Raw genomic sequence first — 23,987 nt, forward strand, 5'->3', positions numbered from 1 at the left:
GCGGCAGAGCCCCTCACCCCCTTCGGGCACCCTCTCCCGGTGGGAGAGGGGTAGCGGAAGGATCGTCGCCAATAAGGTAATGCATTGATCGGGGAAACTGATGATGGTCCCGGGATGGCGCAAGATGGGAGGGAGACTTATCCGGGCAGGCCTCCTCGGGGTGGCACTTGCGCTCGCCCTCCCCGGCGCTGCGCCCTGCCTCACCCCGTCGGGAACCGTGATCAGCCACGATTTCGCCGCGCGGTTCGCGACGCCGGCCCCGCGGCAGGCCCGCTCCAACCAGACCCAGATCACCGTGAGGGACCTGGCGGACCCGGAACTGGTCCCGCCGCGAACCGCGACCGCCAAGGCGGGGGTCCCGGTTGATTTCCAGCACGTTCTCACCAACAGGGGGAACTTCCCCGACAGTTTCCAGTTGAAGGCGGTGCTGCAGTGCGGGGTAACGGAATCCGGCCCGGCACCCGCCCTGCGCTTCTACTTGGCCGACGGCGTCACGCCGGTACCTGCGAACTCCGAGGGGGTCCAGGTCGTGGGGCCCGTGCCGGCGGGGGGGACGGTGAACCTGGTGCTGCGGGCCATCCCCGCCGCGGGAAGCGAGGGGAGGGTGGCGACCATCGTCCTTTCGGCGACCTCGCAGCTTATTCCGGCTCGAAGCAGCAGCGTCAATGACCAGCTGCAGGTTCCCGTCCCGGGCAGCGTCGCCGTGTTGAAGACGGTGAGCCCAGCGGGGGCGGTGCTGCCCGGTACCGTCCTCTCGTACCGTCTCACGCTGAATAACGGGGAGGCATCGCCGGTGACCGGCGTGTTGGTGGTGGACCCCCTGGACGAGCTCCTCGAGTACCAGCAGGGGAGCGCAGCCCTTCCCGAAGGAGTGGCTGGAACCGTGAACTACGATGCCGGCAGCAGGTCGCTGCGGTTCGACATCCCCCTGCTCCCCGCCGGTTTCAGCGGCTCGGTCGTTTTTCGCGCCGCGGTGCGCAGCGACGCCCCCGGCAACGCCCCCATCGTCAACACCGCCGGCGTCACCAGCAGCCTGAGCGGGACGCCGACCCTCAGCAACAGCACCTTCAACACGGTGCTGGCGCGCGCCCTTTTGGTCAGCAAGGAGGCCGGCAGTGCCGTTGCCGAGGCGGGGGACATCGTGCCCTATACCGTGCGGGTGGAGAACGTAGGTGCGGCGCTTTTGGAGCACGTAACCGTGGAGGATCGCATCCCCAGGGGGTTCCGGTACCTGAAGGGGTCGAGCCACCTGGACGGCTTCGCCGTCGCAGACCCGGTGGGGGGGGCGCAGCGGTTGAGCTGGGACGTGGGGACCCTGCCAGCCGGGGGGCGCAAGGTGCTTTCCTACCGGCTGGTCCTTTCCGCCGAAGTCCCGGTCGGCACCAGCGTCAACTGGGCCCGGGCCTCCGGGGTAACGGAAGCGGGGACTACCAGCATCGCCCCCCCCGCCAGTGCGGCCGTCAAGGTGCGGCCGTCGATTCTCGGGGATAAGGCGGTGATCATGGGGAGGGTCTTCAGGGACCGCAACGGCAACGGCGTTCCCGACCCCGGCGAGCCGGGGGAGCCCGGGGTCAGGATCTACCTGGAGGACGGTTCGTTCGTGTTCAGCGACGCCGAGGGGAAGTACAGTTTCACCGGGATCGCCTCCGGCGACCACGTGCTGAAGATAGACCGAAACACGCTGGACCCGACCCTGCGCTCGTTGCCGTACAACACCGCCTTCGCCGGGGTGGGGTGGTCGCAGTTCGTGACCGTTCCCTTCGGCGGCCCGGCGCGGGGCGACTTCGCCCTGGTGCCCGCTCAAGCGACCCCCGTGCCCCCGGATGCTGCCGCCACCGGGGCGGCTCCGCCTACCCCGGTGACACCCGCGTCTCCACTGGTCCCCACGGTTCACCAGGCTCCCTCGCTCACGGCCGACTGGCTCCTGGTCGGATTGGGCAGCGCCACCGTGGGGGGCAAGGCCGGCGGCGACCCGGGCCTGTTCCACGAGGAGCGCCTCGCCTTCTACACACGCGGCACCCTCCTGGGCGACTACCGGCTCACCGCCGCCTACGACTCGGACAAGGAGCGCCGCGACGGGGTGTTCCAGACCATCGACCCCGAGAGATACTACCCCGTCTACGGTGACGCCGGTGACATCGGCTACGACGCGGAGTCCAGGGGGAAGCTGTACCTGAAGGTCCAATCCGGCCGCTCCTATCTCATGGAGGGGGACTACCGCACCGACCTCTCGGAAAACGAGTTCTCCCGCTACGACCGGGCACTCAATGGGGCGAAGTTCGAAGTGAACCGGGAACATCTCGCCTTGAAAGGGTTCGAAAGCCGAACCGAGGAGACCATCGTCCGCGACCAGATCGCGGGAAACGGCACCTCCGGGCACTACCTTCTCTCCCGAAGGCCGGTCTTCGAGAACAGCGAGCGGGTCCGCATCGAGGTGCGCGATCGCTACCACTCCGAGCGCGTCATATCCGTCACCGAAAAGGTCCGCTACGCCGACTACTCCATCGATTACCTCGCGGGGACCATCCTGTTCAAGGAGCCGGTCCCTTCGCTGGACCAGTTCCTGAACCCGGTCACCATCGTGATCACCTACCAGGCCCAGGGGGGGGGCGAGAAGCGCTACGTCTACGGCGGGCGCGCCGAGTTACGCACCGACCAGGGCGCCCACCTCGGGGGGACCGCGGTCGTCGAGGAGCACGCCTTCAAGAACAGCTCCCTCTACGGCCTCGATGCCGGATGGCGCCTGGGCAGTTGGCTCGCGGTGAAAGGCGAAGGGGCGGTCAGCGAGAGCTGGGAAAAGGGAAGGGGGAGCGCCTGGAAGACGGACCTCATTTTGCGACCGGCCGAGCCCGTCTCCCTGGGGCTCTACTACCGCAAGGTGGATGCCGATTTCTTCAACCCTTCCATGAGCGGCAGCGAGACAGGTACCGAGAAGTACGGCGGTCGGCTCGATTACCGGGCGCCGGGCAACACCCTCGTCTTCGCGGAGAGCTTCGTGCAGCGCGACGAGACCGCGCGGCGCAGGCTGGTCGGGAAAGAGCTCGGGGTGACGAGGAAGTTCTCCCTGCTGGACGCGGATGCGGGTGTAAAGCTGCTGCGCGAGGAGAAGGAGGGGAGGAGCGGGGAGTCGGATCTCGTCTACGGCGGGGTCAAGGGAAGCCTCACACCAAGGCTCGACGCCGCGCTGCGGCGCGAACAGCTCATTTCCCCCTCCAGCATCGCGCAATACCAGTCCAAGACCTTCGCAAAGCTCGACTACCGCCTGAGCGAGCGGACCAAGGCCTTCATCACCGAGGAGTACCAGGAGGGCTCTCCGCTCCTGCGGCACGCGACCCTCTTCGGCCTTGAGAGCAGGCTTTCCGAGCGGATGCGCCTCACCACCGGTTATTCCCTTTCCAGCGGCGTCCTCGGGAGCACCGAGCAAAGCAACATCGACCTGCACAGCAAGCTGGTTGAGCAGGACGGGTTCAGCCTCTCCTCGCGCACCGGTTACCAGCTGGAAGACTCTCTCTCCGGGGAGCGCGGGCAGGCGGTCCTGGGGCTGAACAGCCGCTACCGCCTGGCGCAGGGGCTCTTCGTGAACTCCGGTTTCGAGCGGGTGCAGACGGTGCAGGGGGATGGCGGCACCCGCACCGCGTTCACCCTGGCGGGGGAATACCTGCGTCCCCGGGACCTGAAGCTCACCGGGCGCTACGAGATCAGGACCGGTCCGGGTGAGACCGCCTCGCTCTACGACGCCCATGCGGCCTACCGGTTGAACCCCTCCTTCACCCTTTTGGCCAAGGCCTCCCTCTGGGACCGCGACGCCGATGCCGGCAACGACGTCACGGCGGACAGCTACCTCGGGGGCGCCTTCCGGCCGCTGGCGGAGAACCCGCTCCAGCTCCTCTCCCTGGTGCGCTACAAGGTGGAGAAGCGGGGGACGCTGGCCGGGAGCCCCGACCTGCGCAGCGTGATCGTCTCGGCGGAGCCGACCTACCGCCTGGTGAGCCGGTGGACGGCACAGGGAAAATATGCCGGGAAAGTGAGCTGGTCCGAAGGGACCGGGGGGCGCTGGAACAGCTACACCGACCTGGTCCTCGCCGGGCTCTCCTACGACCTCGCCGAGCGCTGGGAGCTCTCCGCCTACCTGAAGCTCCTGAACCAGTACGACGCCGGGGTGCACTTCCTCGGAGCGGTGGGGAGCGCAGGTTACCGGGTCTACCGCAACGTGGTGCTTGCCGCAGGATACAACTACGCCCGGTTCGACGACCGCGACCTGACCGGGGAGACCTTCCGGGGGGAGGGCCCCTTCTTCGGGGTCAAGGTGAAGTTCGACGAGGATATGTTCGAATCGGCCGATGCAAGGCTCCTCCCCCTGCCTCCTCCCCCTCCGGCGCCGGTGGCGGCTCCAACGCCCGCTCCGGAACCGGAGCCGGAGCCGGTCCCCGCCGTGCTGGTGACCCTGGAGCGCCTGGACGAGCCGCTGCTTCTTTCCGGAAGCGCCGAACTCTTCACCCTGCTGGTGAACGGGGAGGCGGCCCGGCTTCCCTCCACCGCGGTCACCCTCTCCCGGGAGCGGCTCGCCTCGCTGGACCTCAGGGGGGGGAGGTTCGCAGCCCCGCTGCGCCTTCTCACCAGCGTCGATGAGCCGGACCAGGTCCGTTGCTGGAGCCTCGTCTACTTGAACCGCGCCGGAGCGGAAATCAGGAAGACGGGGGGCAACGGCCCCCCCCCGAAACGGATCGCCTGGGAAGGGGAGACCGACCGGAGCAAGGTGGAACAGGGGGAAATATACCAATGCCAGCTCCAGGTCACCTACCTGGACGGTTCCGTCTTCCGGACCGGCCGCGAGCTCTTCGGCGTCAACCGCCGCGAGGCGGTGCTATTGACCCTATCCGGGGGCGCCTTCGTCTTCGACAAGTCCGCCCTCACCACCGAGGCCAAGCGCCTCCTGAGCGGTGCGGCCCGGGTGCTGCGCGAGCACCCCGGCGAGAAGGTGATCGTCGAGGGGCACACCGACGGCATCGGCAGCGCGGAGTACAACATGGCCCTTTCCAAAAGACGCTGCGACGCGGCCGCGGATTACCTGGTGCGGGCGGAGGGGATCGCCCCGGCGCGCCTGTTGCGGCGCTGGTACGGAAAGTCGAGGCCGGTCGCGGACAACGTCACCACCCCCGGGCGCCGGCTGAACCGCCGCGTGGAGCTTAAGGGGGATTACGAGCAGCTGCGGCCGACCGAGCCGGACGACAGGTACCGCACCCGCCCCTTCGTGACGATCAACGGGCGGGAGATCCCGGTGGACCGGCTGGGGCGCTACGAAACCTCCCTTCCCGGGGAGACCGCGCGCCTCAAGGTGGAGATGGGGGATTCGCGGGGGAGGTTCCTCGCCACCGAACTCCCGCTTCCGGAGCTGACCGTGGCGCAGCCCCCCCCCTCCGTCCTGGTCGGGTACGGCGCCTCCGCTTCCGGCGTCAGCGTGTCCGCGGACGGCGCCATCCTCTGCCGGCTTTCGGGCTCGGCAGGGGAAGGAGAGCGGCTGGAGCTTGACGGCCGCGAGCTCCCCCTGACCTCCCTCGGGGCCTTCGCCGTCGAGTTTCCGCTGGGGAGCGGAGACCGGGTGCTGGGGATGGTGGTGAGAAACGGCGTCGGCTGCTCCAGGCTGCTCAACCTGCGGGTTCGCTCCGAGAAGCAGCTGGTCGCACCGGTCGGGGTGCAGCCATGACCCCCAAAGGCCGCTTGAGGAAATGCGCCGGCGTGGCCGCCGAGACCGGAGTCGCCCTGCTGCTGGTCCTGGCGCTCTTCTGGCTCTTCATCGTGCTCCTGTTCGCCGTCTTCCCCTCGGGCACCCCGTTGAAGGAGCTGGTGTCGGACCGGGGCGAACCCTCGCCCCTTGCGCGCGGCGTAAAACGCCCCGAGGCGGCCCTGCAATCGCTGGTGCGGGACGTTCGCTGCCGGCGCGGCGATTCCGTCGCCTGGGGGGACGCCAGCGAGGGGATGCTCCTGTACAACCGCGACGCCATACAGACCTTCGACCGCTCGGGCGCCACCATCTCCTTCGCCCCCGGCGATTTCCTCGCCATGGGGAGCAACTCCATGGTGGTGGTGACCCGCCTGAACGAGACGGTGGAGGGGGAACCGAGATCGTACCGTGTGCACGTGGAGGGGGAACTGCGGGGGAGCTTCTCCGCTGCGAAGAGGGTGCGCCTGGAGGTCGCCGCCGTCGGGCACCTGGCCAGGGTAACGCCCGGCGCTTCCCGCTTCAGCTTCACCCCCCTCGGGGAAAATGCCACCAGCCTTACCGTCCATGCCGGCGAGGTGCGGGTCCGGGGGGAGGACAGGGTGGTCAGGGTCCCGGCTCGTTTCGGAATCACGCTCAGGCGCGGGGTGCCGCTCGGGCCGCCGCTTCCCCTGCCTGCCTCCCCCAGGCTGAAAAACGACAACCTGCTCTACCGCTTCCGCGAGCTCCCCCCAAGGGTCCGCTTCAACTGGACCGGCGGCGAAGGTGTTTACCACTTCCAGCTCTCGCGGGAGCCGAACTTCGGGAGGGTGCTGTTGGACAGCAGGGTGAACGGCAGCGAGTTCAGCGCGGGGACGCTCGAGGCCGGGAGCTACTACTGGCGGGTGAGCCGCGTCGAGGAGGGGAGGGAAGGCCCCTTCAGCAGGACCGGGCGCTGCCGGCTCCTGCAGCTCCTGGCGCCCCCTGAGCTCCGGGTCGACTTCCCCCCCTCCACCGTCGGCGTCGGGGGATTCCGTCTCGCCGGAAGGTGCCAGCCCGGCTCCTCGGTCTACGTGAACGGGGCGGCGGCGACCATGGCCGACGACGGCAGCTTCAGTCACGAGCTCGAGCTCAGGTCCGGTGTCAACCTGATCAGGGTCGAGGCGGTCGACCAGGCCGGGAATGCCAGCTACGCCTCCCGGGTGGTGTACGGCAAAGAATAGGGGAGGCCTTACATGCAAAGCAGACTGAAATTCCCGCTCAGGTTCAAGATGCTCCTCTCCCAACTCCTGGTGGTCTCGGTGGTGCTGAGCCTCATCACCTTTACCATGGCCAACCTGTTCCAGAAGGACAAGACCGCCTACATCCACGACCTCACCTCGACCATGGTGCTGCACACGGCCGAGGAGACCAACACGCTGGTGGCGGGGTACGCCGAGAAGCTGAGGCTCTTCTCCCGGCTGATGGGGGACCGGGAAATGGGGGGGCGCGAGCAGGCGCTGCAGGGGCTTTTCGAGGAGTTCGGCGAGTTCGTCATGGTGACCAGAAGCGGCCCGGACGGCGAGCAGAACGTCTACGACCGGGATGCGCTGGCAGGCGCCGGCATCACCCCCGGGCAACTGCTGTCCTACCGGGAACGGCACCCGCTTCCCCCCATGCCGCCCCAGTCGGGACCGCGCCTGGAATTCTCCACGGTCGCCCCCGGGCTCCCCACCCTGACCCTCACCATAGCCGAGCCTGCCGCGAAAGGGGAGGAGCCGGTGGTCGCCTCCGGCGTGATCCGCCTGGATCGGCTGCAGCGGGTCGCCAGCCGCTCCAGGGTCTTCGACACCTTCCTGGTCGACGCCTCGGGGCGGTACCTGGCCCACGCCGACCGCCGCAAAATCGGTGCCTCCCCGCAGACGGGGTGGTGGGGCAAGGTGCGGGGCACCCCGCGGTTGAGCGGCCTGACCCTCGAGTACCTAAACGGCGAGCGCGCCATGGTGGGAGGCTTCTCCCGCACCGAGCTCGCTGGGGTCACCGTCGGGGTGCAGATCCCAAAGAGCGCCGCCTTCCTCACCTCCCGGGCCCTGTTGGTGGATCTTTTGGTCCTCTCCCTGGTCCTCCTGGGTGGGGCGGCGCTCTTGAGCCAGTTCTGGTCGCGACGGCTCACCCGCCCCATCGAGAAGCTCTCCGAGGCGACCGAGATGGTAGGGCAGGGGCGCTTCGAGATCGCGGTCCCCGCCCTCTCCCGGGACGAGATCGGCGCACTGGCGGGATCGTTCAACCGAATGGCGCAGGAGCTAAAGCAGCGGGAACAGGCTCTGAAGGAGCTTTACGGCCAGCTCGTGCAGTCGGAGAAGATGGCCGCCTTCGGTGCGCTCGGGGCGGGCATCGCCCACGAGGTGAAGAACCCGTTGGCGGGGATCCTCGGCATCACCCAGCTCTCGCTGCGCGGCGTGGAGAGCGGCCACCCGCTGGAGAAGAACCTGCACATCATCGAGAAGGAGACCAAGCGCTGCAAGACCATCATCGAAAACCTCCTGAAGTTCGCCCGGCAGGAACAGGTGGAGTTCGGTGAGGTGGACCTGGCCCAGGTGGTCGCGGACGCGCTGGCCATAGTGGACCACCAGCTGGGGATCAACAGCGTGAAGGTGGAAATGGAGGTGGAGCAGGGGCTGCCGGCCTGCCGCGGCAACGCGAACCAGCTGCAGCAGGTGCTCATGAACCTGATGATCAACGCACAGCAGGCCATGGGGGGGACGGCGGGGCTCGTGCGGCTTTCGGCGCGCCGGCTGGAGGAGGGGGCGCTGGAGCTGCGCGTCTCCGACAACGGCCCCGGGATCCCCAGGGAGATCCAGGCCAAGATCTTCGACCCCTTCTTCACCACCAAGCCGGCGGGGCAGGGGACGGGGCTGGGGCTTTCGGTGAGCTACGGCATCGTGAAGGACCACGGCGGCGAGATCCGCCTGGAGAGCGAGGAAGGGGGGGGGACCACCTTCATCATCACCCTCCCCACTCCTGCCGCCGCGAACGCGGCATAGAGGAGGACGGACATGCATCTACTAGTCGTCGACGACGAGGAGACCTTGAGAAGCGTGGTGTCGCAGGTGCTTTCCGCGGACGGGTTCACCGTTTCCGAGGCGGCCAGCGGGGAGGAGGCGCTGGAGGCATTCCGGGCCGTGTCGCACCCGCTGGTGATCACCGACATCAGGATGAGCGGCATGAGCGGCATCGAGCTTTTAAGCGAGATAAAGAGCCACAACCCGGACACCCAGGTGGTGATCATGACCAGCCACGCCTCGCTGGACAGCGCCCTGACGGCCCTCAGGGCCGGCGCCTACGACTACCTGGTGAAGCCGTTCGAGAGCCTGGACCTGATCTCGGCGGTGGCGGGGAGGGCGGCGGAGAAGGCGCGCCTCGTGGCGCAGAACCGGGAGCTCCTGGAACAGCTGACCAGGGCCAACCTCGAGCTGCAGGAGGCGAACCGGGCGCTCAAGGAGATGGCGGTGCGCGACGGTCTCACCTCGCTATACAATCACCGCTATTTCCAGGAGGCGCTGGCGCAGGAGGTGGCCCGCTCCAAGCGCTTCGACAAGCGCTGCAGCCTGATCTTTTTCGACGTGGACAACTTCAAGCAGTACAACGACACCCACGGGCACCCCGACGGGGACCGGCTCCTGAAGGGGCTGGCCCGGATCGTCATGTCCCACTCCCGGGCCTGCGACGTGGCGGCGCGCTACGGCGGGGAGGAGTTCGTGCTGCTGCTGCCGGAGACCGGCAAGGAGGGGGCGGTGAAGGCCGCCGAGGAGATGCGGGCGCGGGTGGCGGAGCACCCGTTTGCGGGGAGGGAGACCCAGCCCCTCGGGCGGGTCACGGTGAGCGTCGGGGTCGCCTCCTACCCGGAGGACGGGGGCGAGGCCCAGGCGCTCTTGGAGTGCGCGGACCAGCTTTTGTACCGCGCCAAGAACAGCGGCAGGAACAGGGTGGTGGCGGCCGGGGCTACCCCGTCTTCTCCCGCCTGATCAGGTCGAACTCGCCTCCCCCTTCCACGCCGGCGAGTATCACCTGCTGGTTGGGATGAGCAACGGCGAGAGGGATCCCCTCCAGGTCGGTCATCTCCGTCAGGGTGAAGCGGGTGAAGTGGGCACCTTGGCCGATCAGTTCCAGCACGTCCCCGGACTGGAGCCGGTTGCGCACCATGACCTGGACCCCCCCCGGCACCTCCTTTTCCACCAGCGCCACGAACTCGAAGTTGCGCACGTAGGTGGAGAGGTACTCGTGGTCGACATCGCGCGGCTTCCCGAGCAGGAAACCGGTGGTGTAGCCGCGGTGGCTGACCTTGGCCAGTTCCTCGAGCCACTCCGGCTTGAGCCGGTACCCCTGCGGGTCCTCCCAGTAGCGGTCCAGCGCCTCGCGGTAGATCCTGATCACGCTCGCCGCGTAGTAGATCCCCTTCATGCGCCCCTCGATCTTGAGTGAATCGACGCCGCACTCGACCAGCGCGGGGAGCTGCTCGATGAGGCAGAGGTCCTTGGAGTTGAAGATGAAGGTGCCGCTTTCGTCCTCGTGGATCGGGAAGTACTCGCCGGGGCGGGTCTCCTCGACGATGGAGTAGTTCCAGCGGCAGGGCTGGGTGCACTCCCCCTTGTTGGCGTCCCGCCCGGTCATGGCCGAGGAGAGGAGGCAGCGCCCGGAGTAGGAGATGCACATGGCGCCGTGGATGAAGACCTCGAGCTCCAGGTCGCAGCGCTGCGCCGTTTCCCTGATCCCGTCCAGGGACATCTCCCGCGCCAGGTTCACCCTCTTCACCCCCTGGGCCTGCCAGAAGCGGGCGGAGCGCCAGTTGGTGGTGTTGGCCTGGGTGGAGAGGTGGATGTCGCGCCCCGGGAAGCGCTCGGCGAGGAGTGCCACCACACCCGGGTCGGCGGCGATGAAGGCGTCGAAGGGGATGTCGGCCACCTCGGACAGGTAGCGCTCCAGGGTGGGGAGGTCGTCGTTGTCGGCGAAGGCGTTCACGGTGAGATAGACCTTCACCCCGTGCCGGTGCGCGTAGGCCACCGCCTCGTCGAGTTCGAGCCTGGTGAAGTTTCCCGCCAGGTTGCGCAGGCCGAAGGCCTTCCCCCCGAGGTAGATCGCGTCCGCACCGTAGCGGATCGCCACCTTCAGTTTCTCCATGTTGCCGGCAGGCGCCAGCAGCTCCGGTTTCACCCTCGGGCGTACCCGCCGCTCCCCCTGTGCCTCAGCCATTTGCAACGTCTCCAGCTCCCTATCGCTACCAGTCAAGCCATACTCCTTGTGGGCGTTTCGCCGCCGAACGGCATTTGCGCCGCGACGGCGTCCCCTGCACCGGGACAACCTAGCACATACCGGGCAGCCAAGGGAACCCCCCAAAGGCGCTTTCCCCTTGACATTGATAGGCAAAAGGCTTTAATTATGTTAAATTTTTTCCGGTACCAAGGGTTGTCGGCCCGAAAGAGCGGTCGTCTAAGTCTTCGGTTTTACGAATTTATTCGGCACCCTTTTTCCGCTCTACCCCTCGAAACGGGTCCCGGAAACTAATGAATGGTTGGTCGTCGTTCCGGTTACTGATGTCATGAGCGCTGTATCATTTTGCACGCCTCGCCGCCGGGTTAGGGCGAGGAGGAGGGTGGGGCGAGCGTGCCCCTAAAGGAGCCTATGAAAAAACACCTCTGTCTGGCACTGCTCTTACTGGGCCTGGCCGCTACCGTACCGTTTGCGGCGGCGCAGGAGCAACCCACCATCTACACCATCGTTCCCGGCGACACCCTCTGGGGATTGTCGCAGCGCTTCCTGAAGGACCCCTACTACTGGCCCAACGTCTGGGCCAACAACCAGGCCGTCGGCAACCCCCATTTCATCTACCCGGGCCAGAAGGTCCGCATCTATTCGGATCGCATCGAGATCGAACAGCTGCCGGTTTCTGCCTTGCCCAAGCAGGTGACCCCTCCCCAGGAACTGCGCGAGGAACCGCAGCCGGCGACCTTCGCCGTGAACGGCAGCGAAGGGTTCCTGATGGAGAACGGCATGCAGCCCTCCGGGACCGTGATCTCCCTGCACCAGAACAGAGAGATGGCCGGGACCGACGACATCGTCTACACCGACATCGGGCGCGTCCACGGCGCGAACCCCGGCGACCGTTACCAGGTCTTCAAGAAGATCGGCCCGGTGAGCCATCCGGTCACCAACGTCATCCTCGGGCAGCAGGTGATACCGCTTGGGGAGCTGCAGCTCTCCGAGCTCGAGGATAAGGCCTCCAGGGCCATCGTCACCAAGTCCTTCCAGGAAATCAGCGCCGGCTCCTTCCTGCTCCCCTACCAGGAGCGCAAGCTGACCATCACGCTTAAGTCCGCGGACCGCGACCTGACCGGCTACATCGTGCAGACCCAGACCGGCAACACCGCCCTCGCGGTGAACGACGTGGTCTTCCTCGACCTGGGCAAGGCCCAGGGGGTGCAGCCGGGCAACATGCTCTACATCGTGCGCGACGTGGTGCCCGACCAGCGCTACGCCAACGCCAAGATCGAGAAGCTCCCGGTTGAGGTGGTCGGCGCCCTGGTGGTGGTCTCCACCGGCATGAACAGCTCCACCGCCGTCATCGTGAAGAGCGTGGACACCGTGTACCGCGGCGACCGCGTGGAGATGAAAAAGAGCAGGTGACGCCAAAGGGGGTAACCCCATGGATCACTACTACTGGTTCGCGCTGAAATCGGTGCCGCAGGTGGGCAACGTCACCTTCCTGCGGCTTCTGGCGCACTTCGGTTCCCCCGAGAAGGCCCTCAAGGCCTCCCTCGATGAGCTCTGCTCCGTGAAGGGGGTGAGCGCTGCGGCCGCCCGATCGATTGCGGAGCACGACTGCCGCGACGAGGCCGCGGCCGAGTGCGAGAAGGTGCAGGCGGCAGGCGTCCAGGTGGTGGACGTCCTCTCCGAGCGCTACCCGCGCCTGTTGATGCAGATAGCGGACCCTCCCCCCTTCTTCTACCTCATGGGGTCGCTCCAGGGGAGCGAGACCGCCGTCGCCATGGTCGGCTCCCGGCACGCCTCCCAGTATGGGTTGTGCACCGCGACCCGCCTCGCCAGGGAGCTTGCGGAACAGGGGGTGACGGTTGTGTCCGGGATGGCTCGCGGCATCGACACGGCCAGCCACTGGGGGTGCCTGAAGGCTGGAGGGCGCAGCATCGCGGTCCTTGGCTGCGGCGTCGACGTGATCTACCCGCCGGAGAACGACGCCCTGTACCGCGCCCTGTGCGACGGGGGGGCGCTGGTCAGCGAGTTCCCCATGGGGACCTCCCCACTCCCCGAGAACTTCCCCCGGCGCAACCGCATCATAAGCGCCCTTGCCAGGGGCGTGCTGGTCGTCGAGGCGGGGGAGGGGAGCGGTTCGCTGATCACGGCGCAATACGCGCTGGAGCAGGGACGAGAGGTCTTCGCCGTCCCGGGCAACGTGACCACGTCCGGCAGCCGCGGCGTCAACGGCCTCATCAAGCAGGGGGCCAAACTAGTGGAGCGGGTGGAGGACATCCTCGAGGAGCTTGCCATAGAGCCGCAGGCGACGCACCCCCTGCAAAAGCCCCCCTCCTTCCCGCTCACCCCGCAAGAGGCAGAGCTTTACGCCCTGCTCTGCCAGGGCGTGCTGCAGATCGACGAAATCATCGTACAGAGCGCGTTGACAGCCGGCGAGGTTTCCGCTACCTTACTTCGCTTGGAAATGAAAGGGATCATCACCCAGCTTCCCGGCAAGCGCTTTGCGGTCGTCTGAACCAATACCGTACCCAGGTGGACACATGTCTCAGAATCTCGTCATAGTCGAGTCTCCCGCCAAGGCGAAGACCATTGAAAAATTTCTCGGCCCCGATTACAAGGTGCTTGCGTCGTTCGGCCACGTGCGCGCTCTTCCCAGCAAGCAGGGGTCCGTGGACGTGGAGCACGATTTCGAGCCCAAGTACGCGGTGCTCCCCGAGAGCAAGAAACACATAGACGCCATCAAGAAGGAGATGAAGGGGATCTCCTCGCTGCTCTTGGCGACGGACCCCGACCGCGAGGGGGAGGCCATCTCCTGGCACCTGCTGGCTGCGCTCGGTCTCGACGGCAAGAAGAAGGTTCCCTTCGACATCCAGCGGGTGGTGTTCCACGAGATCACCAAGGACGCCATCGTGCACGCGGTGCAGCACCCGCGCGGGATCTCCGAGCCCCTGGTCGACGCGCAGCAGGCGCGCTCGATCCTGGACTACCTGGTCGGCTTCACCCTCTCGCCGTTTCTGTGGAAGAAGATCCGCTACGGCCTCTCCGCCGGGCGCGTGCAGTCGGTCGCGCTGAGGCTCATCTGCGAGCGCGAGAAGGAGATCCAGGCGTTCAAGGAGCAGGAGTACTGGACCATCGGGGCGAAGCTCGAGACCGCGAAGAAGCAGGGGCTCACCGCGACGCTGGTAGAGGCCCACGGCAAGAAGCTCGGCAAGTTCGACATCCCCGACCGCGAGGTCGCCTTCGGGCTCTACGAGAAACTGGGCGGCAAGGGCGAATTCCCCAAGCAGGAAGGGGACGATGGCGCGACGCCGCTCGTGGTGCGGACGCCGGCGAACCCCGAGTACCGGGTCGACAAGGTCACCAAGAGCGAGAGAAAGCGCTCCCCGTCCCCGCCGTTCACCACCTCCACCCTGCAGCAGGAAGCGGCCAGGAAGCTCGGCTTCTCCGCCAAGAAGACCATGTCCACCGCCCAGAAGCTGTACGAGGGCATCGACGTCGGCGAGGGCGCGGTCGGTCTCATCACCTACATGCGTACCGACTCAGTGGCGCTCTCCAACGTGGCCCTCGAGGACGCCCGCCAGCTGATCACCTCGCTCTACGGCAAGGAATACGCACTGGAGAAGCCCCGCTTCTTCAAGAACAAGTCCAAGAACGCCCAGGAGGCCCACGAGGCGGTCCGCCCGACCTACATCTCCAAGACCCCCATCGAGGTGAAGAAGTTCCTCACCTCGGACCAGTTCAAGCTCTACGATCTGATCTGGAAGAGGACCGTCGCCTGCCAGATGGCCGAGGCGCTTTTGGACCAGACCTCCGTCGAGATCACCGCCGGGGCAGGTTTCCGCTTCCGCGTCGCCGGCACCGTGATCCGCTTCGCCGGGTTCATGAAGCTCTACATCGAGGGGGTCGACGACGAGGCGGAGGACAAGGAGAAGGAAGGGACGCTCCCGCCGATGGCCGAGGGGGACATCCTCAAGCTGCAGCAGTTGCTGCCCGAGCGCCACTTCACCCAGCCGCCGCCGCGCTACACCGAGGCGACCCTGGTGAAGACTCTGGAGGAGTACGGCATCGGGCGCCCGTCCACCTACGCCTCGATCATGAACACCATCATCGAGCGCAAGTACGCGCGCCTGGACAAGAAGCGCTTCTTCCCCGAGGACGTCGGCATGGTGGTCTCGGACCTCTTGACCAACCATTTCAACCAGTACGTCGACTACAACTTCACCGCCAATCTCGAGGAGCAGCTCGACATGGTGTCGCGCGGCGAGAAGCAGTGGCGTCCGCTGCTGCACGAGTTCTGGGGACCCTTCATCAACCTTTTGAAGTTGAAGGAAGGGGAGGTGAGCAAGTCCGACCTGACCACCGAGGCGACCGACGAGGTCTGCCCCGAATGCGGCAAGCCGCTGGTGGTGAAGCTCGGCAAGTTCGGCAAGTTCTACGCCTGCACCGGCTATCCCGAGTGCCGCTACATCCGTCCGCTGGACAAGGAGACCGGCGAGGTGGTCGAGCCGGTGGTGTCCGAGGAGGTGTGCGACAAGTGCGGCAGCCACATGCTGATCAAGGACGGGCGTTTCGGCAAGTATCTCGCCTGTTCCGCGTATCCCAACTGCAAGAACATCCAGCCCTTGGTGAAGCCCAAGGGAACCGGCATCACCTGCACCTCCTGCGGCAAGGGAGAGCTGATCGAGAAGAAGTCCCGTTTCGGCAAGCTCTTCTACTCCTGCAACCGCTATCCCGAGTGCAAGTTCGCCCTGTGGGACCTCCCGGTGCAGAAGCCCTGTCCCAAGTGCGGTTTCCCGCTTCTGGTGAAGAAGGTCTACAAGCGCGAAGGCGAGTTCCTGAAGTGTCCCAAGGAAGGGTGCGACTACCAGAGCAACAAGGAGTAGGTGCGAGGGGACTGGCTCCGCAGGTGCCTGTCCCCTTTAGCGCAGCTATGAATGGCGTACGCGGGGTCTTCGGACCCCGCTTTGATTTTGGCGGCACAAAGAACAGAAGCTTCAACGCAAAGGCGCCAAGCCGCAAAGGCGCAAAGGGAAATACGGGTTTGGTTTCCCATTTAAGAGTTTTGCTGGTTTCTTCGCGTCTCTGTGCCTTTGCGTCTTTGCGTTAAATTAATCGCTTTTGGTTTATCGGCTTGTTTTAGCGTCTTTACGGCTTCACGTTAAATAGAAGATTTTGGTTTGCGGCTTGTATCTATGCGCCTTCGCGACTTTGCGCCTTTGCGTTAAAGTTTTTGTTTAAAGATTTAGGAGACTGAATGACCCAGCAGATCACGGTAATAGGCGGCGGACTGGCCGGATGCGAGGCGGCCTGGCAGGCGGCGCAGCGCGGCGTGAAGGTCCGCCTGTACGAGATGAAGCCCAACCAGTACTCCGAGGCGCATCACCTCCCGGGGCTCTCCGAACTGGTCTGCTCCAACTCCCTGCGCGGCGATTCCCTGGAGAACGCGGTTGGGCTCTTGAAGGAGGAACTGCGCCGCCTGGACTCGCTGTTCATGGAGGGGGCGCAGGCCACCAAGGTCCCCGCCGGCGGTGCGCTGGCCGTGGACCGCGAACTCTTCTCCGCCTACATCACCCGCAAGATCGAGGAGCACCCGAATATCGAGGTGGTGCACGAGGAGGTGACCCACATCCCGCAGGAGGGGATCGTGGTGGTCGCCTCGGGACCGCTCACCAGCGGCGCCTTGGCTGAGGAGATCGGCCGCCTGGCCGGCAGCTACCTCTACTTCTACGACGCCATCGCCCCCATTGTCGCCGCGGACTCCATCGACTACGACAAGGCCTTCCGCGCCTCCCGATACGGCAAGGGGGACGGCGACGACTACCTGAACTGCCCGATGGACCAGGAGCAGTACCACGAATTCGTCAAGGAACTCCTGGCCGCCGAGAAGGTGGAGCCCAAGAGCTTCGAGAAGGTGGTGCACTTCGAGGGGTGCATGCCGATCGAGGAGATGGCGAGCCGTGGCGTGGAGACGCTGCGCTTCGGCCCGATGAAGCCGGTAGGGCTCGCCGATCCCCGCGTCGGGGAGGAACCTTACGCGGTGATCCAGCTGCGCCAGGAAAATCGGGAGGCGACCATGTTCAACCTGGTCGGTTTCCAGACCAAGCTCACCTGGCCCGAGCAGAAGCGGATCTTCCGGATGATCCCGGGGCTTGAACAGGCGCAGTTCCTGCGGCTTGGCTCCATGCACCGCAACACCTTTATCAACGCGCCGCAGCTTCTCCTGGCAACCTGCCAGCTGAAGAGCGATCCCCGGATCCTGTTTGCCGGGCAGATCACCGGTGTCGAGGGGTACGTCGAATCCGCCTCCAGCGGCTTCGTGGCAGGCGTCAACGCGGCGCGGCTGGCCAAAGGGGAGGCGTTGGTCGTTCCCCCCGCCGAAACCGCCATCGGCGCCCTGGCGCGCCACATCACCAACACCGAGGCGGCGCACTTCCAGCCGATGAACGTGAACTACGGGCTCTTTCCGCCGCTTGTCGGGCGGATCAAGAAGAAGGAAAAACGAGGGCTTTTGGCGCAAAGAGGCCTGGAGGCGCTGGAAAAGTGGCTCCCCGAGGTGAACGGGTAGCCGCCGCAGCGCTCCCCGAGGCGCGCCGAGGAGGGTGTCATGACGGGGAACAAGGAACAGCAGGAAATAAGCGTCATCGGGCGACTCCTTTCGCTGGAGGCCCTGGTCTTCGTGATGGGGGTGGCCTTGGTCATCTACGGTCTAGCCACCGGCACCCACTGGAAGACCATCATGGGTGTCGCCGTGGTGCTGGCGGTCGTCCTCATCTTCCGCTTCTGCCGCCGTCGTAGGGGCGAATAACAAACAGCCATTTGCCCGGCCGAGTCAGTAGCGGGGTAGAACTGAGCCCGGCCAACGGCGAATAAACATTCGCCCAGCCGCCGCTGCCCCGCCACCGTCAGTAGCATGGTAGAACTGAGCCCGGCCAACGACGGTTTCGTAGGGGCGAATAAACATTCGCCCGGACGCCGCTGCCCCGCCACCGTCATTAGCATGGTAGAACAGAGCCCGGCCAACGACGGTTCTGTAGGGGCGAATAAACATTCGCCCGGACGCCGCTGCCCCGCCACCGTCATTAGCATGGTAGAACAGAGCCCGGCCAACGACGGTTTCGTAGGGGCGAATAAACATTCGCCCAGCCGCCGCTGCCCCGACCACCGCTGATGCACGAGAGCCACTGGCGCGACCAAGGGGGGCGAATGATTATTCGCCCCTACAGTTTCCGCGATGAAGGAGAAAACATGTCTGCAACACCCATCGTACTAGCCTCCGCATCCCCCAGGCGCAGCGAGCTCCTGGAGTCGGCGGGGATCAGCTTCCGCGTCCTCCCCGCCGACATCTGCGAGGACCAGCTCCCCGGCGAGGAACCGGTCGACCACGTGCTGCGCCTGGCCGAGGGAAAGGCGCGGGCCGCTGCCGAAAAGACCGAGGGACGCTTCTTCCTCGGCGCCGACACCATCGTCCTTTGCGACGGTGAGATCATGGGCAAGCCCAAGGACCACGCCGACGCCACGCGCATGCTGAAGAAACTCTCCGGGGTGCCCCACGAGGTGGTGACCGGCTTCGCCATCTACGACCGCGAGCGCGACGGCGCCTTGGTGGAGGCGGTGCGCACCAAGGTCTTTTTCAAAAAGCTGCGCGACGAGGAGATCGAGGCCTACATCGCCACCGGCTGTCCCTTCGACAAGGCGGGGGGGTACGCCATCCAGGGGGGCGCCGCGCACATGGTGCAAAAGATCGACGGTTCCTACACCAACGTGGTGGGGCTGCCGCTGTGCGAGGTGGTCGAAAAGCTCAGGGTGCTGGGAGCGCTGTAAAGCGAAGGGGGATGCGATGGGAGAGATTGCCGAACATCTCAAGGAGATCCGGGAGCGCATCGCGCAGGCGGCTGCCAGGGGCGGCCGCGATCCGGAGGAGGTGCGCCTGGTCGCCGTCTCCAAGACCAAGCCTGCCGCGGCCGTAGCCGAGGCCTTTGCCTGCGGCCAGACCATCTTCGGCGAGAATTACGTCCAGGAACTGGTGGCGAAACAGCCCGAGCTTCCCGGGGGGCTTTGCTGGCATTTCATAGGGAGCCTGCAGAGCAACAAGGTGCGCCAGATCGCCGGCAAGGTCGACCTGATCCACTCGGTGGACCGCCTGAGCCTCGCCCGCGAGATCGACCGGCAGTGGGGCGCCCTGGGCAAGGCGTGCGACATCCTGGTCCAGGTGAACATCTCCCGCGAGGAGACCAAGGGGGGGACCAGCAGCGAAGAGCTCATCGGCCTGGTGCGCGAGCTGGCGCAACTGCCGCACCTCAGGGTGAAGGGGCTCATGACCATGCCCCCCTTCTTCGATGACCCCGAGGGGGCACGTCCTTATTTCCGGAAACTGCGCGAGCTGGCCGACGAGGTGAGACGGGCGGGCATCCCGGCAGTGGAGATGCGGGAACTCAGCATGGGGATGTCCGGCGATTTCGAGGCCGCCATAGAGGAAGGCGCCACCCTGGTGCGGGTCGGCTCCGCCCTGTTCGGCGAGCGTCACTACCACTGAAGGGGGAGAGCATGGTGCCACAGCAGATAAGGGAGGTGTCAAAGCTACGGCGCCCCTTCGTAGTCGCGGGCGCCGTGGTGGGGGCGTTGCTGAGCGGTTGGTATCTCTACGACAGTTTCGGCAGGAGCGGCATCTCTGCCGATCCCATCTGGACCCGGTTCGTCAACGTCGCCCTGATCATGTTCGTGGCCATCTACCTGGCCAACCTGCTGCGACGCGGCGTCGAGGCCTTGAAGAGGCGCTAGTCCTCCTCGGCTATCTTGGCACGTATCGGGACCAGCGCCAGGAAGCCGGAAGCCCTCTGAGCGATGAGCGATTCCAGTACGGCGAACAGCAGGGAGATGGTGGCGTAAAAGGCGAGCGCCGCCTCCATGGAGGTCGGGATAGAGAGGTCGTGCGGGGAGTTGCGCACCATCCAGATCATGGCGACCGCCGCCGCTCCGCAGCCGAACTGGCGCCACACCCAGCTGTTCTGCTCGACGAGAAGCTGCATCAGCTGCTCGATCTCCCCCTCGAGGAAGTACCGTTCCGCGACGATCCAGGACATGTAGATGCGAGGCAGCATGACTGCGGTCATGGTCATGGTGACGGTCATCATCAGTGCGCCGAACATGTTCATAAATCCCCCTCCTGCTGTTGGATCAGTTTCGTTTCCCTGCCTGTAGCACAAACAACGCCCAAAAACCTCCCCCGCGACATTATCTCTCATTAAGAACAAAGCCGTATCATTTCAGGTTGTTGTACGACTGCGAGCACCCTCCGGCGCGGAGCGGCAAGGGAGCGGGCTCTGCTCCCTGTACGGTATTTGAACAGTCGCTGTTCGGTTATTACGCGAAATGACCCAGGGTGCGCTCTGCTCCCCCGCGCGCAGTACCAAAGAACGGGTGATCCTTGACAAAATTTAAGTTGTCACTGCTGCGGCTTCGTGCTAACGCTGAAAAGTTGCGAATTCAGCATAGGGAGAAAGCATGATCCATCTGTCCAACATAACCAAACAGCACGGCTCGCAGGTCCTGTTCCGCGATGCCAGCTTCCAGATCCTTCCCGGCAGCCGCTCCGGCCTGGTCGGTCCCAACGGCGCGGGGAAGACCTCGCTCTTCAGGATCATCACCGGCGAGGAAGAGGTCGACGCCGGCGAAATCACCCTGGCCAAGAAGACCACCATCGGCTACTTCTCGCAGAATATCGGGGAAATGGCGGGGCGTTCGGCGCTGGAAGAGGTGATGGCGGTTTCGGCCGAGACGGTGCGCCTTGCCGCAGAGCTGAAGCAGATGGAGGAGCAGATGGGGCTTCCCATGTCCGACGACGATATGGCCTCCCTCCTGGAGCGCTACGGCTCCGCGATGGAGGAGTTCGAGCACAGGGGGGGCTACGACCTCGATTCGCGTGCCAAGGAGGTGTTGACCGGTCTCGGCATCGGACCGGAGCGCTTTCACAACCCGGTGGAGTCCTTCAGCGGCGGCTGGCGCATGCGCGTGGCCCTGGCGGGGATACTCACCCTGCAGCCCGACGTGCTGTTACTGGACGAGCCGACCAACCACCTCGACGTGGAGTCGATCATCTGGCTTGAGGAGTGGATCGCCAGCGAGTACAAGGGCGCGCTCCTCATGACCAGCCACGACCGCGACTTCATGAACCGCGTGGTGAACCGTATCGTCGAGGTGGCCAACAAGACCGTCACCACCTACGGCGGCAACTACGACTTCTACGAGAGGGAGCGCGAGATCCGCCGCGAGCAGCTCCTGGCGAGCTACAAGCGCCAGCAGGAGATGCTGGCCAAGGAAGAGGAGTTCATCGCCCGTTTCGCCGCCCGTGCCTCGCACGCGGCTCAGGTGCAGTCGAGGGTGAAGAAGATCGAGAAGATCGAGCGCATCGAGATCCCGCCCGAGGAGCGGGTGGTCAAGTTCGAGTTCGCCACCCCGCCCCGAAGCGGCGACGACGTGGTGGTGATGGACAACCTTGGTAAGAGCTGGGCGAACCCCGACGGCAGCGTGCATCCGATCTTCTCAGGGGTTACCGGCGTCATCAAGCGCATGAGCAAGATCGCCGTGGTCGGGGTGAACGGCGCCGGCAAATCGACCTTCCTTAAGACCGTCGCCGGCCAGACCGATGCCACCGAGGGGAGCGTGAACCTCGGGGCCAACGTCGAGCTCGGCTATTTCAGCCAGCACGCCATGGAGGTCCTCGACCCCAAGAAGACCATCTTCGAGACGGTGCAGGACGTCATCCCGCTGGCCACCATCGGCGTGATCCGCAACCTGCTGGGAGCCTTCCTTTTCCAGGGGGACGACGTCGACAAGCGGATCGAGAACCTCTCCGGCGGCGAGAAGAGCCGCGTGGTGCTCGCCACCTTGCTGGCGCGCCCGGTCAACTTCCTGGTGCTGGACGAGCCGACCAACCACCTGGACATCCGCTCCCGCGAGATTCTCCTGGACGCCCTGGAGAGCTTCCAGGGGACCGTTATCCTGGTGAGCCACGACCGCCACTTCCTGCGCAAGCTGGTGGACCGGGTCATCGAGGTCGATCACGGCGAGATGCGGCTCTACGAGGGGAACTACGACTACTACCTCTCCAAGACGGCCCATGCCTGAGCCGGGCGGTTCAAAGATTAGCGCCCCTTACATTCAGTGTTTGCCTTGAGCGGCCGCTCCGTGCTATAAGAGCGGTGCTCAAAATTCAATGACACCCGGACAAAGGAGATTGTAATGTCGAAAAAACAGAACGAAATGACCTTCAAATACATCTTTACCTACGATTACAACCCCGTCTACGTCAACGGTGCGCACGGCGGGATCTCCCCGCGCGGTGAACTGGTCATCAACTTCTACCTCGAGCGCCAGCCGCTGCCGAACGCCATCAGCCACGAGATCACCCAGGCGGGGCAGATCGGTCCGGAGACCGAGGTCGAGCCGTCGGATCTGGGGCGCAGCCTGGTGCGCCAGGTGATCAACGGCATCGTGGTGAACCACCAGACCGCACGCGAGCTGCACTACTGGCTGGGCGAGAAGCTCAAGGAGCTCGACGCGTTGGAGCAGGCGCGCCAGGCGATGGCGGCCGAGCAGGCCGGCCAGGTCACCCACTAGCAGAGCGCCACAATCTGAGTAAAAGGGGCGGCATCCCGCGGGGGATCGCCGCCCCTGTTTTTTGTCGATCCGGCATGGCAGCCGTCCCGTGCCCTCGGGGCGCAGGGGCGCGCACCACGATCTGTCGGGGCGAACAATCATTCGCCCCCCAACTGCGGACGGCGAGGGCGCTCCCCCCGTCTGGAGCGGTGGGCGAGGCGTAGCGCATAGTTTTTAGAAGGAGTCACATGTCCAGACAGTGCGTGGTAGGAAACGAGTCGGTGCGGATGATCGAGCTGGGGCACCCGTGGATCATCGCCGATGCCTATACCAGGAAGTGGCCCGCGGGTGAGGCGGGGGACCTGGTGGAGCTTGTGGACGGCGCCGGGCGCTTCCTGGCCGCGGCACTTCTGGACCCCAAGGACCGCATCGTGGCCCGGGTCCTGTCGCGGGAGCGGATGCGCCTGGACCGGGGCTGGGTGCAGGCGCGTCTGGAGCGGGCGGTGGCGCTGCGGAAAAACCACGCCGACCTGGACGACTCGGACGCGTACCGGCTGGTGAACGGCGAGGGTGACGGCCTACCCGGGCTGACGGTGGACCGTTACGGTGACTACCTCATGGTGCAGGTCTACTGCTCGGGGTGGCGCAGGCATCTGAAACTGGTGACGCAGTCGCTCGAGGAGCTCCTGGCGCCGGCGGGGATCTACGAGAAGGGACGCCCCCAGAACACCCGGGAGCTGGAATCGGAGAGCGACGACAAGAAGTACGGCCGCCTGCTTGCGGGAACGGCCGCGGCGGAGCCCCTGCTGGTCCGCGAGAACGGGCTCACCTACCGGGTCAGCCTGGAGCGCGGGCTCAACACCGGGCTCTTCCTCGACATGCGCAAGAACCGCCGCGACCTCATGGCGCGGGTCAAGGGAAAGCGCTTTCTGAACCTCTTCTCCTATACCGGCGCCTTCTCGGTTGCCGCCGCCGCGGCCGGGGCGAGCCTGGTGACCAGCGTCGACGCCTCCGCCGGCTACATGGCGCAGGCCCGGGAGAACTTCGAGCTGAACCGGCTGAACCCGAAGCGGCACGAGTTCCTGGTGGGGGACTGTTTCACCGTGCTGGACGAGCTGGCCCGGCAGAAGAAGGTCTACGACGTGATCCTCATGGATCCCCCCTCCTTCTCCACCACCGCCAAGAGCCGCTTCACCACGCGCGGCGGCACCTCGGACCTGGTGGCCGCGGCGCTCAAGCTGCTCAAAGGCGGAGGGTTACTGATCTCCTCCTCAAACCATCAGAAGGTGGACCTGGCGGACTACCTAAAGGAGCTGCGCCGCGGCGCGCTGCAGGGGGGGGACCAGCTGCAGGTGGTTTCCTTCAGCGGCCAGCCCGAGGATTTTCCCTACCCCGTGACCTTCCCCGAAGGACGCTACCTGAAGTACGTCATCGCCGTGAAGTGGTGAAA

General features: G+C 65.6%; 17 protein-coding genes. 15 read left to right on the top strand and 2 right to left on the bottom strand.

The genetic code is table 11. The annotated features are described in order from the left end of the window. The first annotated feature begins 100 nt into the window (after positions 1-100). Genes KOM00_RS09720 through KOM00_RS09735 form a run of 4 tightly spaced genes read left to right on the top strand, consistent with a single transcriptional unit; the run spans position 101 to position 9,702 of the window. Positions 101-5,704, top strand: coding sequence for an OmpA family protein (locus KOM00_RS09720; protein ID WP_236026859.1), 5,604 nt, complete (start codon positions 101-103; stop codon positions 5,702-5,704). Then, entirely contained in the window at positions 5,701-6,921 is a 1,221-nt protein-coding gene (locus KOM00_RS09725; RefSeq protein WP_216498718.1) for a hypothetical protein, read from the top strand. Before KOM00_RS09720 ends, KOM00_RS09725 begins: the two co-directional genes overlap by 4 nt. Positions 6,922-6,933: 12 nt before the next feature. Then, positions 6,934-8,721, top strand: a complete 1,788-nt coding sequence (locus KOM00_RS09730; RefSeq protein ID WP_216498719.1) for a sensor histidine kinase — start codon at positions 6,934-6,936, stop codon at positions 8,719-8,721. A gap of 12 nt (positions 8,722-8,733) precedes the next feature. Next, on the top strand, positions 8,734-9,702 hold the full coding sequence (locus KOM00_RS09735) for a GGDEF domain-containing response regulator (protein WP_216498720.1): 969 nt from the start codon (positions 8,734-8,736) through the stop codon (positions 9,700-9,702). On the opposite strand, the gene KOM00_RS09740 is transcribed toward KOM00_RS09735, so the two are convergent. Further along, positions 9,680-10,927: a peptidase U32 family protein gene (locus tag KOM00_RS09740; RefSeq protein ID WP_216498771.1), complete on the bottom strand. Its 1,248-nt coding sequence runs from the start codon at positions 10,925-10,927 to the stop codon at positions 9,680-9,682. The two genes, KOM00_RS09735 and KOM00_RS09740, sit on opposite strands and share 23 nt — an antisense overlap. A 429-nt stretch (positions 10,928-11,356) precedes the next feature. On the opposite strand from KOM00_RS09740, the gene KOM00_RS09745 reads away from it, so the two are divergent. From KOM00_RS09745 to KOM00_RS09780, 8 genes are all read left to right on the top strand, one after another. Further along, entirely contained in the window at positions 11,357-12,358 is a 1,002-nt protein-coding gene (locus KOM00_RS09745) for a LysM peptidoglycan-binding domain-containing protein (RefSeq protein ID WP_216498721.1), read from the top strand. 19 nt (positions 12,359-12,377) lie between these two features. After that, positions 12,378-13,457: a DNA-processing protein DprA gene (gene dprA, locus KOM00_RS09750; protein WP_216498722.1), complete on the top strand. Its 1,080-nt coding sequence runs from the start codon at positions 12,378-12,380 to the stop codon at positions 13,455-13,457. A 25-nt stretch (positions 13,458-13,482) separates the two neighbouring features. After that, positions 13,483-15,825 (top strand): type I DNA topoisomerase, encoded by a 2,343-nt coding sequence (gene topA / locus KOM00_RS09755; protein WP_216498723.1) that lies wholly within the window; start codon positions 13,483-13,485, stop codon positions 15,823-15,825. Between the two features lie 371 nt (positions 15,826-16,196). Next, positions 16,197-17,507: a methylenetetrahydrofolate--tRNA-(uracil(54)-C(5))-methyltransferase (FADH(2)-oxidizing) TrmFO gene (trmFO, locus tag KOM00_RS09760; protein WP_216498724.1), complete on the top strand. Its 1,311-nt coding sequence runs from the start codon at positions 16,197-16,199 to the stop codon at positions 17,505-17,507. A gap of 39 nt (positions 17,508-17,546) precedes the next feature. Then, positions 17,547-17,747, top strand: coding sequence for a hypothetical protein (locus KOM00_RS09765; protein ID WP_216498725.1), 201 nt, complete (start codon positions 17,547-17,549; stop codon positions 17,745-17,747). Between the two features lie 440 nt (positions 17,748-18,187). After that, complete coding sequence (locus KOM00_RS09770) at positions 18,188-18,763, top strand: Maf family nucleotide pyrophosphatase (protein ID WP_216498726.1); 576 nt, start codon at positions 18,188-18,190, stop codon at positions 18,761-18,763. Positions 18,764-18,779: 16 nt separating this feature from the next. After that, on the top strand, positions 18,780-19,475 hold the full coding sequence (locus tag KOM00_RS09775; protein WP_216498727.1) for a YggS family pyridoxal phosphate-dependent enzyme: 696 nt from the start codon (positions 18,780-18,782) through the stop codon (positions 19,473-19,475). A gap of 14 nt (positions 19,476-19,489) precedes the next feature. Next, on the top strand, positions 19,490-19,720 hold the full coding sequence (locus tag KOM00_RS09780) for a hypothetical protein (RefSeq protein WP_236026860.1): 231 nt from the start codon (positions 19,490-19,492) through the stop codon (positions 19,718-19,720). Here the strand turns inward: KOM00_RS09780 and KOM00_RS09785 are convergent. Further along, positions 19,717-20,094: a hypothetical protein gene (locus KOM00_RS09785; protein WP_216498729.1), complete on the bottom strand. Its 378-nt coding sequence runs from the start codon at positions 20,092-20,094 to the stop codon at positions 19,717-19,719. The genes KOM00_RS09780 and KOM00_RS09785 overlap by 4 nt on opposite strands. Positions 20,095-20,443: 349 nt before the next feature. Between KOM00_RS09785 and KOM00_RS09790 the strand changes: the two genes are divergently transcribed. The 3 genes from KOM00_RS09790 (at position 20,444) to KOM00_RS09800 (ending at position 23,985) form a co-directional block, all read left to right on the top strand. Continuing rightward, the gene (locus KOM00_RS09790; RefSeq protein ID WP_216498730.1) at positions 20,444-22,066 is read left to right on the top strand and encodes an ABC-F family ATP-binding cassette domain-containing protein; all 1,623 of its coding nucleotides are present in this window, start codon (positions 20,444-20,446) and stop codon (positions 22,064-22,066) included. Positions 22,067-22,180: 114 nt separating this feature from the next. Beyond that, entirely contained in the window at positions 22,181-22,558 is a 378-nt protein-coding gene (locus KOM00_RS09795) for a hypothetical protein (RefSeq protein WP_216498731.1), read from the top strand. Between the two features lie 227 nt (positions 22,559-22,785). Further along, the gene (locus KOM00_RS09800) at positions 22,786-23,985 is read left to right on the top strand and encodes a class I SAM-dependent rRNA methyltransferase (RefSeq protein ID WP_216498732.1); all 1,200 of its coding nucleotides are present in this window, start codon (positions 22,786-22,788) and stop codon (positions 23,983-23,985) included. Positions 23,986-23,987: the final 2 nt, after the last annotated feature.

It is taken from the genome of Geomonas diazotrophica (assembly GCF_018919385.1).
Lineage (GTDB): Bacteria > Desulfobacterota > Desulfuromonadia > Geobacterales > Geobacteraceae > Geomonas > Geomonas diazotrophica.